The sequence below is a fragment of the Novosphingobium sp. genome (genome assembly GCF_027531025.1).
In the GTDB taxonomy this organism is placed as follows: domain Bacteria; phylum Pseudomonadota; class Alphaproteobacteria; order Sphingomonadales; family Sphingomonadaceae; genus Novosphingobium.
The window spans coordinates 714,937-724,116 of sequence record NZ_JAPZQX010000003.1; the positions used below are offsets into that span (position 1 = coordinate 714,937).

The 9,180-nt window shown below is 56.1% G+C and carries 8 protein-coding genes, 1 tRNA gene and 1 pseudogene; 3 read left to right on the forward strand and 7 right to left on the reverse strand.

Going from position 1 to position 9,180, the window contains the following annotated elements; all coding sequences use genetic code 11:
• Positions 1-16 precede the first annotated feature (16 nt).
• Both O9281_RS06505 and O9281_RS06510 read left to right on the forward strand, forming a co-directional pair.
• Positions 17-92: transfer RNA gene (locus tag O9281_RS06505), tRNA-Lys, on the forward strand.
• Positions 93-381: 289 nt separating this feature from the next.
• Positions 382-675, forward strand: a pseudogene (locus tag O9281_RS06510) (transposase); the annotation flags it as partial.
• A 105-nt stretch (positions 676-780) separates the two neighbouring features.
• Here O9281_RS06510 and O9281_RS06515 read toward each other — a convergent pair.
• From O9281_RS06515 to O9281_RS06535, 5 genes are all read right to left on the reverse strand, one after another.
• Positions 781-1,803: a phytanoyl-CoA dioxygenase family protein gene (locus O9281_RS06515; protein WP_298183884.1), complete on the reverse strand. Its 1,023-nt coding sequence runs from the start codon at positions 1,801-1,803 to the stop codon at positions 781-783.
• A gap of 17 nt (positions 1,804-1,820) precedes the next feature.
• Positions 1,821-2,240, reverse strand: coding sequence for a VOC family protein (locus O9281_RS06520; protein WP_298183886.1), 420 nt, complete (start codon positions 2,238-2,240; stop codon positions 1,821-1,823).
• Positions 2,241-2,574: 334 nt separating this feature from the next.
• On the reverse strand, positions 2,575-3,186 hold the full coding sequence (locus tag O9281_RS06525) for a TetR/AcrR family transcriptional regulator (RefSeq protein ID WP_298183887.1): 612 nt from the start codon (positions 3,184-3,186) through the stop codon (positions 2,575-2,577).
• Between the two features lie 235 nt (positions 3,187-3,421).
• A complete protein-coding gene (locus O9281_RS06530) occupies positions 3,422-5,704 on the reverse strand; it encodes a TonB-dependent receptor (protein ID WP_298183889.1) in 2,283 nt (760 codons plus the stop codon).
• A gap of 196 nt (positions 5,705-5,900) precedes the next feature.
• Positions 5,901-7,130, reverse strand: a complete 1,230-nt coding sequence (locus O9281_RS06535) for an MFS transporter (protein ID WP_298183890.1) — start codon at positions 7,128-7,130, stop codon at positions 5,901-5,903.
• A 274-nt stretch (positions 7,131-7,404) separates the two neighbouring features.
• Here O9281_RS06535 and O9281_RS06540 point away from each other — a divergent pair, with 274 nt between their 5' ends.
• Positions 7,405-8,391, forward strand: coding sequence for an NAD-dependent epimerase/dehydratase family protein (locus O9281_RS06540; RefSeq protein WP_298183891.1), 987 nt, complete (start codon positions 7,405-7,407; stop codon positions 8,389-8,391).
• A gap of 264 nt (positions 8,392-8,655) precedes the next feature.
• Here the strand turns inward: O9281_RS06540 and O9281_RS06545 are convergent, their stop codons facing one another.
• Positions 8,656-9,009 (reverse strand): hypothetical protein, encoded by a 354-nt coding sequence (locus O9281_RS06545; protein WP_298183892.1) that lies wholly within the window; start codon positions 9,007-9,009, stop codon positions 8,656-8,658.
• Positions 9,010-9,076: 67 nt separating this feature from the next.
• On the reverse strand, positions 9,077-9,180 hold a 104-nt coding region (locus O9281_RS06550), incomplete at its 5' end, for an integrase catalytic subunit (RefSeq protein ID WP_298183894.1).

The window sequence follows — 9,180 nt, forward strand, 5'->3', positions numbered from 1 at the left end:
GGAGTACCGCCCGTGTGGACGCATAGCTCAGTTGGTAGAGCAGCTGACTCTTAATCAGCGGGTCCTAGGTTCGAGCCCTAGTGCGTCCACCACCATTATCCTGTATTAATAGCGTAAATTTTCGAAGCGCCTCGTCGTTAGGTGATGTTTTGTTATGTAGGGCAACAACAGGGGCAACAACGTCACTGCTGTGGCGCCTAAGATCAGGCAACACAAACGATCTGGAGCTTGGTCCCTTCCAACCAACAATAGCTTGACGCTACCATCCTCCTATTCTCGACGAATGGCACCACCTTATTCCGAGGTTAAGATACGCAAGATTCCTCAGGAAACGATCTCTGCTTTGGCTCTCACGTTTGAACACCAAACTTTTTCGAGATGTCCGGATACGGTCTCTCTACACCCTTTCGGCAGGGCTTGAGCGAGCGTGGCCTCACTTCAGCGGTTGGCATCCCGTCCAAACAGAGGGTTTATCAAGCCGGTGTCACCATGGCATTTCCCGTCGCCGCTCGCGGACGCCCGAGAAAGAACGCTATACCCGACATCACCGCAGTCTCGGCACAGGCGATGCTAGAGGCGGCTCCATGGCGCAAGGTCAGTTGGCGACGCGGCACCAAAGGACAACTCTCTGCCCGCTTTGCCGCGGTTCGCGTGCGTGCTGCACACGGGCCACCGTAGCATATCCACGATAGCCGAAGCATTCGTCACTGCCAAACCAGCAAACTACTTCGAGTTGCTTGCCAGCCGAGAGGCACTGCGCGGGGATATGCGTTTGCTGTTCTAAACCGGCGCTGGCTCGACATGTTCGATAATGCGCGCACCGCCGACTTCGTGGGCATCGAGGAAATGATTCACGCGCTTAGGCGGCATCACGAACCGGACATTCCGGTTAATGCCATGCCGCGAATTTTCCCTTTCGAACAGCTCGCGGGTGTCGACATCAAATACCAAGCGTCCGTCGCCAAGTTCGCCATTATCCATGATACGCAAATCTGGATTCTGTTCGAGCACTTCGCAGGTTGCAGGAGGGATATTGGGGACATAAATGCCTCGCCAATGCTTGCAGATAGCTGCGTGATAGGTCGCGGCAATCATAGCGCGGGGTTTGCCGGAAGGATTGGTAACGCCGCGGTGCCACATGCGCGGATCACGGAAGCAAACGCTGCGCGCAGGTATCTCCATCCGCGCCGGGCTTCGCCGCGCCAACAGCTCAGGATGGTCCTGAAGACGATTATGTACTGGCCAGGTCGCAACGTCAGGTTCCAAGTGGCTCCCAGGGTAAATCTCTGTCGCCCCGTTGGCTACGGTTATTTCCTCAAGTGCTATCGAACAGCTCAAAGTGGTCGTCAGCGGCGGCCAAGGCTGCCCATCATGCGCTGCATCTTCAGGCGTTTTCCATGAATAGGGCCGATCGAAATGCAGCGGCTGATAGCCGCTTCCGGGACAGTTGACGTTGCCGTTATAGAAACCCAGCCAGGCGCCCCGGCCGAGCGTAGCCGCAACCACACATTCGATAAACGGGTTGGCCAGCAGATCTCCGGTGACGAACGGAGCGTGGCGCCGCAAGCCGAGTTGGAGATGGCCCGGACCGGTAACTTCCTCATGACGCGTAATCTTTCCAGTACTCCTGACGCGCTCCACATCTTCGAGAATGGACTGGGTCAACAGTTCGCAGGTCGCTGCCGACACAATGTCCTGAACCACCGCATATCCGACCGTGCGGATGTCATGTACAATCGCCGCCAATTTGGCGGACCCGATGGTCCCGGCAGTGCGTTCCTCGGCCGAAATATGGAATGCCATGGTTACTCTCCACTTGCCTATTTTTGAATGTCCCCGTCGCGCCATCGATGGGGCCGATTTTTGGGCCACAGTTGCAGCAAAACACCGCTCGCCGCTTCAGGGCGAACGAACACCCATGGTGTGCCAACCCCGTCAAGCGCCACACCCTTGCGGGTCAGATCGGCAACTGCCCGATCGAGGTCATCGACGTGCAAGCATAGCACCCGCACGCCTTCTCCGTTGTCTTGCAGGAATTTGTGGATCGGCGCCCGGTCCGACAACGGCGCCACCAGTTCTATGAAGCCCCCATGTGCAAGCTGGAAAAAGGCGATCTCCAGATGCGCGTCGGGATGGCTGGCGCGGTGACTCAATGGCAAGCCAAGACCATCGCGCCAGGTACTGATTGCGGCATCAATGTCCGATACGGCAATAACGACATGGTCAAATCCGCAGATCATTTGGTCACTCAACCTCTCTGAACCGCTCCGGTCAGTACCTTATCTAACCGCTACCATTCGGCCGATTCGCTCGATCGGTTGGCCTACAGTTTAGCCTCGTGATCCAAACAAGTATTGTACAAAATGTCAACAAGCGCCAATGGCTAATTCCGCATTGGGAGAAAAGGAATCTACGGTTCCGACGGTAGTGGACATCGTCTCACGCGGTAGCGTGGTAGGCTCGGTTGCCGAGGCTTCCAAGCTAGGTCAGCGCATACAGCAGCTTCTTACTGCCGGCCAGAGATCAGGCGGCAGGGTTACCCAATTTGGCGGTGCTTTCTTTTGCTACGCCAGATCAGTCGCCATATTCATTTGGCCAGGAAATTTTGCCGCGGTGGTATTTGTTGGCGGTTGCTTCGATAGCGCCGAGCAACATGGTGACCACAATATCGGTGGCCTCGGCAAACGGCAGGCCAAAGCGCTGGACTTGTTCGCCAGCCCGCGCCGTCAGGCCCATCAGCATGTCCGCAAGGCGGGCTGCGAGCGAGACCGGAATAGCATGCTCCTTCGCTATCCGCTCCGCTATAGCCAGACTTGCACTTTTCCGCGCGTTAAAGAAATCCGTTTGCAAGACGTTGGTGATCGACGGTTCGTGCATGAGCTTGCTCATGAAATCACCCTTTTCATGAACATGCTCGAGGAAAAGCCGCGTCAGGCAATGAACATAGGCTTCAAATTCCTGCACCTTCGCCGATTCCGCCCTTTGCCGTTCGCGCAGCGCCAGGGTTTCGCGCAAATAAAGCTTGCGCAGGAGCTCGGTGACATTTTTGAAATAGACATAGATGAGCGATCTGCTGACATTGGAATCCTGGGCAATCCGGTCCATCGTCACCGCCGAGACGCCTTCTAGAGCCACGATTGTGGCGGCACAATCGAGAATTGCCGATTCGCGGTCTTCGGGGTTCATCCGTCGTGGGGTTCGAGCTCTTCCGGACACGGCAATTCTCCATTCGGCTGCTCCCATTAGCCTCAATTTCCATGTTTGCGAGCTATAATAGGGCAAAGCGCCTCCCGACTGATTGTGCATCAGGCACAACCAGCCCTGTGTAAATAGCCCTGGAAAGTAGACGGCTGCGCCAGAGCGCAGCCGTCCGCAAGGTCAGGAAGGCAAAAAATGGCGGAGTGCCATCCTTCCTGAAGCTTCAGAAACTCTTGCGAACAGTGAAACCGAAGTAACGCCGATAATCGCGCGGAAGTCCGGAGAAGATCCCGCCATTGGCCTGCGAGTAAGTAGAGCGATAAAATTTATTACCTGCATTTTTGACTAGGAGTGTGAAGTCCAAGCCCGACGGCTCATCGGATAGCGTCATCGATGCGCCCAACAAGCCATAGCCTGGCGCGATGGTGAACGGCGTTTGCGTGATCGAGTTTTGCTGGCGCGACTGATAGGTGAAATTGCCATTGAGGGTCAGCTTCAAACGCGCGGAAAGATTAGCCTCGTAAGAGGCGCGCAGTGCGAGCTTGTGCCGCGGCGCAAAGGGCAACGGCTGGCCATTAACGTCACAGGATGCCGCCGCTCCGACAGGGCAGCGGAAGGCGTCGATGCGCGCAATGACATGGGCATAATCAGCAGCAAGCGTGAAGTTGGTTGCCAGTCGGGCCACCGCATCAATCTCAATCCCGCGCGTTGACACTTCACCGGCATTGATCAGTCGGGTGACGATCGCGCCTGCGACGATATCGGGCTGGTTTGCCTGATAATTCTGAACCTTATCATAGAATAGCGCGACATTCAGATCGATTTTTCGATCGATCAGGCTCGTTTTGAAACCCAATTCAAAATTGTCCGACGTTTCCGGCGCTAGAGCAATGGCGTCCCGCGCAATCATGTTAAAGAACACGTTGAACGCCGGCCCCTTGTAGCCACGCGAATAGGTGAGGTAGCCGTTGAATGCATTACTTGCCTCAAACGCAAGGCCGACGCGCGCAGCAAAATCGGTGACCCCTTTAGAACCGCTCCCCTCAAAGGCTGGCTGCACGCCGGTGATAGCGACGGCCGACGTCGAGGTGCGGTTAGCGACAAATTTCAATTCGTCGCGGACCAATCTACCGCCAACGATGCCCCGGAAGTTGTCGGTGAAGTTGATGTTCGCTTCGCCGAATATGGAATAATTGTCCGACACCACGCTGTAGCGGTTGAACCCGAAGTTTGACGTAGTCCCGGCACCGGCAATGGCCGTTACGTCGCGACGATAGGTTTCATCATTCTTGGAATGAAAATAATATAGGCCGATGACATAATCGATCACATTCTTTGGCGAAGCGAGCCGGATTTCCTGCGTGAACTGGGTCGAATCCACTGTGCCAAAGTCGACGAGCTGAAAAGGGGTCCGCGCTGTCAATGCGCTATAGCCATCCCCGTCGACAAATTGGCTCCCCTTCCAGCCACGATATCCCGTGATTGATGTCAGTTCATACTCGCCAAAGCGATAATCAATCTGGGCTGACACGCCATAGAATTCGTCCTTGAACTGGTTGTTCATTTCGGACGCGGATTCGCGGTTGCGGAAGGATGCCGTAATGCCTTGTGCCTGCAGGATCAGCGGCAGTGTGGTACTTTGGGTTACCACACCAGACGGATAGGCGGCAGTGGCCGTTCCGATATAGACGACGCCTGAGCTGGTGGCATTACTTTTTAGATAATCGCCGCTGAACAGGATGTCGATATCGGGGCTTGGCGTAAACAGGAGTTTGGCGCGCGCGCCCTTGCGGTTATAGCCATTAACCTGCGACCCGGTGGTGATATTCCTAACATTGCCGCGGAAGTCGGCGGCGACCAAGGCGAGCCGTGCGCTGAGCAAGCCGGGGACCAATTCACCATTGGCAACGCCAGTCAGTCGATACTCGTCGCCACTGTAATAGCTCGCCTCTGCATATCCGCCTGGTTCGGGTGTCGGCGCACGGGTTATGACGTTGATCACGCCTGCCGAGGCATTTTTACCAAACAGCGTGCCCTGCGGACCGCGCAGCACCTCGATCCGCTCCAGATCGATAAGGTCGGCCACCATCTGGCCGGGCCGCGCAAGCACCACGCCATCCAACACCATCGACACGGTCGGCTCGGCGCCAGGAGACGTGGTGATTGTGCCAAGGCCGCGGATCAGCAGACCCGTGTCCTTTGTGCCCGATGGGCGCAGGGTAATGGCGGGCACAAAACTGATAAGTTCGGGCACGTTGTTGAGATTTTGCTCTTTAAGGAAATCGCCGCCGACGACGCTCACGGCAATCGGTACGTCCTGCAGCGATTCCGCGCGGCGGCGGGCCGTAACAATAATTTCGTCACTGGACTCAGCTGCGCTGGCTGCCTCGTCTTTTGCCAAAACGGGTGTGACATAAGCGAAAAACGAAGAAGAAAATAAACTCAGCATTGCTGCCTTGCGAGCGAATGACGAGAGCCGAGTTCCAGCATTATGCGTGATTGCCATCAGATATGCCTCCCAAACCACTTTTGTCACGATACGTCTGTGCTCAAGCATGAGCTTGCTGTGGCTGATTATTCTCACCCTTGGCGAATTCAAATCGCGCTGCAGGGATCTGAGCCGACAAAAGACCGGCCGCAGTCATCCCCTCACGTCGCTTGCTTATTATACAAAATATCAGCAAGCAACTTTTTATTGGCGGTCATTCCTCGTAACGGCGCAAGGTAGGCAGCATGAGTTGCAGCCAAGCCAGAGCGACTAGGTAGGTTGCCGCTCCGAAAATGAATAGAAGGCCGAAGCCGAGCTGAGCGGTCAGAACGGCGCCGGTGACAAGCTGGATAAGGGCTCCACCCATATTCCCCATGAATGCGCCAAAGGCGGTGACACGGCCAACCTTTGCGCGCGGCACGATGTCAGTAATCATCGAAAAGATAGAGAGGGAAAAGCCGGCATGGCCCGCCATCACAACACCGACCAGCACTGCGACGACCCAGAAAGACTGGATTTGTAGCAGGAACGGCAAAGGTAAGACCATCAGCGCCGAAACGAACATGACCGTTTTGCGGGTGCGATTGACGCTCCAGCCGCTCTCCAGCAGCCGCGTTGAAACCAACCCTGAAGTTAGGGAACCGACACCGCCAAGGAGCGCGGCTAGCGCGAGCGGGATAGCGAGCTCCTTTGCCGTTAGGCCATAGGTTTTCCGGTAAAAATCAGGCAGCCAAAAGACCATCATCCAAAAAGTAGAATCGGACAGCGCCTTGGCAATAACGATTGCCCAGGTGCGGCGGTCGGCCAGCACCGCGCCATATTCGGAACTGGTCTCGCTAAGCCGCGGTTCTGCTTTCTCAGTTTCAGCCGCGAGCGCTGAACCGCGCGCCAGCAATAGCCAAATCGCTAGGATGACAAATCCCGCTAGACCGCCGAAGATGAGCGCCCCGCGCCAACCCACCCATGCTGCCAAAATGGGGATGAGGAAAGGAAGGCTGATAGATCCCAGTCCACCGATGGCCTGCCCCGTACCGAATGCAAAGGACCGCCGATTGGGTGGGAAAAGCACGGCCAAAGCCTTGATGATGAGCGGCGTTTGTATCGCTTCGGTCACACCCAGTCCCACCCGTGCAGCCACCACTTGCGATGTGCTCATCGCCCAGCCGTGAGAAATCGCTGCTAGGCTCCATGTGGTAACGCCGGCGATCGTACCCCTGATCAGCCCTAATTTGTCGACCAACCAACCTGTGAATAGAAAGGAAAAGGCCGCCGCCATTTGCGTTAAAAAGGCTAAATTGCCGAAATCCTGGTCATCCCAATCGAAATCGGCGGCCATATCAGGCTTGAGGATGGCAATGATCGGCCGGTCCATCGCGTTGAAGATGCCGGCCAAACACAAGAGCAGGAAAAGCGTCCATCGTAGACGCGGCTTAAACACGGTCATTGCCTGCTCCCCACCTCGGCCTAACGCCGCGCTATGATCAGTACACCATTTGACAGAATGTCATTAAGCATGCAACCAATGCTGCAGCAAGGCATCGCTTGGTTTTGGACAGAGGCAGAGGAGGGAAGCGTGGGGGACCGATTGCGCCGACATTCCATCACTAGGTCGAAGGGCCCGCCGCTTGCAGGCGGATCACAAAGGCAACAGCAGCTGCCGGAGGCTTGTAGGGCATCGCGCGGACCAGTGACCGACCTATACGGCCGGGGTTATTGAATTGCGGCTGCTGGTCATCGGGGGGACAGGCGAGATTTCCTTCGCCTGTGTTGCCGAAGCTGCAAGGGCCGGGCACCAGGTAACTGTGTTCAACCGTGGCCACACAAGTGAGGCCTTGCCTTCAGGTGTCGAGCAAATTGTCGGCGACCGGAGAGACTACGTTGCTCTTACCGAACTAGCCTCCAAAAACTTCGACGTCGTCTGTCAGTTCCTTGCGTTCGATGTACCCGACGCGGCTGAGGACATCACGACGTTTAAGGGGCGCTGCGGACAATTTGTGTTTGTGTCCAGCGCGTCCGTCTATCGGAGGCCGGTCTTGCAACTGCCTGTCAACGAGACTTCGCCAGTCGGGAACCGATTTTCGCCCTATGCTGAGGCTAAGCTGCGTTGTGAAACTCTTTATCGGCAGGCCCATGACGAAGGTCAGATACCGGTGACCATAATCCGTCCAAGCCACACATATCGCCACCGACTGCCGAGCACAATTGTGAGCGGAGACCACCTGGCTTGGCGCTTGCTGCGCGGCAAGCCGGTCGCCGTTCACGGGGACGGTCAGTCCCTCTGGACGCTGACCCATGCCGATGATTTTGCGCGAGCTTTTGTAGCCTTGTGCGGCCTTGGCGGGGCAGTCGGGCAGACCCTCAACATTACCGATTCTACTGGCCATACATGGAATGAAATTCTGACGAATGTCGCAACGGCGATCGGCGTTACTCCCGATATTCGGGCGATCCCGACGCTCCCGCTCGAGACTGCTATTCCAGACCTTGAACCCACTTTATCGGGAGACAAGGCCAGCAGCCTTATCTTTGAACAAAGCAATTTGAAAAGCCTGGTTAACGGATGGCAATGCGACATTCCGCTTGAGTTAGGCATTCGTTCGGCTTGGAATTTCGCATCCAAGCGCCTTGCGGATGGCTTCCATCCGGATGCGTTGTTCGATTCAAAGATCGATAAATTGATCGAGCAATCCGGGGTACACCGTTAGGTTCAGTATCCCCTGTGCGCACTATCTGCATCGCCCTCGCCCATCCAGACCAGCGACATACGGGGCAAGACACCGTCTATTGCATTCCGAATGAGGTCAACTTGCTGGACGAGACGTCGAACCAGCCTCTGACGGCGCTGGATTGCTGTGTTGACGGCATCAGGCTGCCGTGTTGCGCTGAACTTAAGTTCCATGATCACATGTCCTTGCTGATGTGATCATCGTCGGCACCACCTCAAAATATGTTCACTGATAATGTGAGTGTCATCCCTGTCCGCTAAACTGCTGAAGATTAATGGCCATTTCGCGACTCAAGGGCAGGTTGCGGGCATAGAAGCGCTCGATTTGCTCAACCGATGTCCCCGCGTTCTTGGCCAGATTGAAGATGTTCACCTGTCCGTGCGAAAGAATCAGTCGCATGCAGATCGCCGTGTGACGTAGGGAATAGATCGTATACTTGACCCCCGCCGCTGGATCGTCCTGTACACCGGCCGCTTTCATCACCTCGCGAAACTGGCGTTGAATGATCTTCGATGCCGTCTCACGGTTCTCGTATTCTGGCAGGAACAGGTAATCTGATGGCTTAGCTTGACGGTTGCGTGCCTTGATCCGCTTCATCACCGGCACCGCACCAGGCATTGAATTCGCGATTGACCGGCCCCCACCGAGTGGTCCGTGTTATTTGTTAGTGTAAAACTGCCTCCGGCGCCATGGCTGGCCGCAGGTGAAGCGAAGCGGAACCGGAGGGCAGCCATGGCGGTGTTGCCGTTTCCGGGGCCGGAGGCCGAT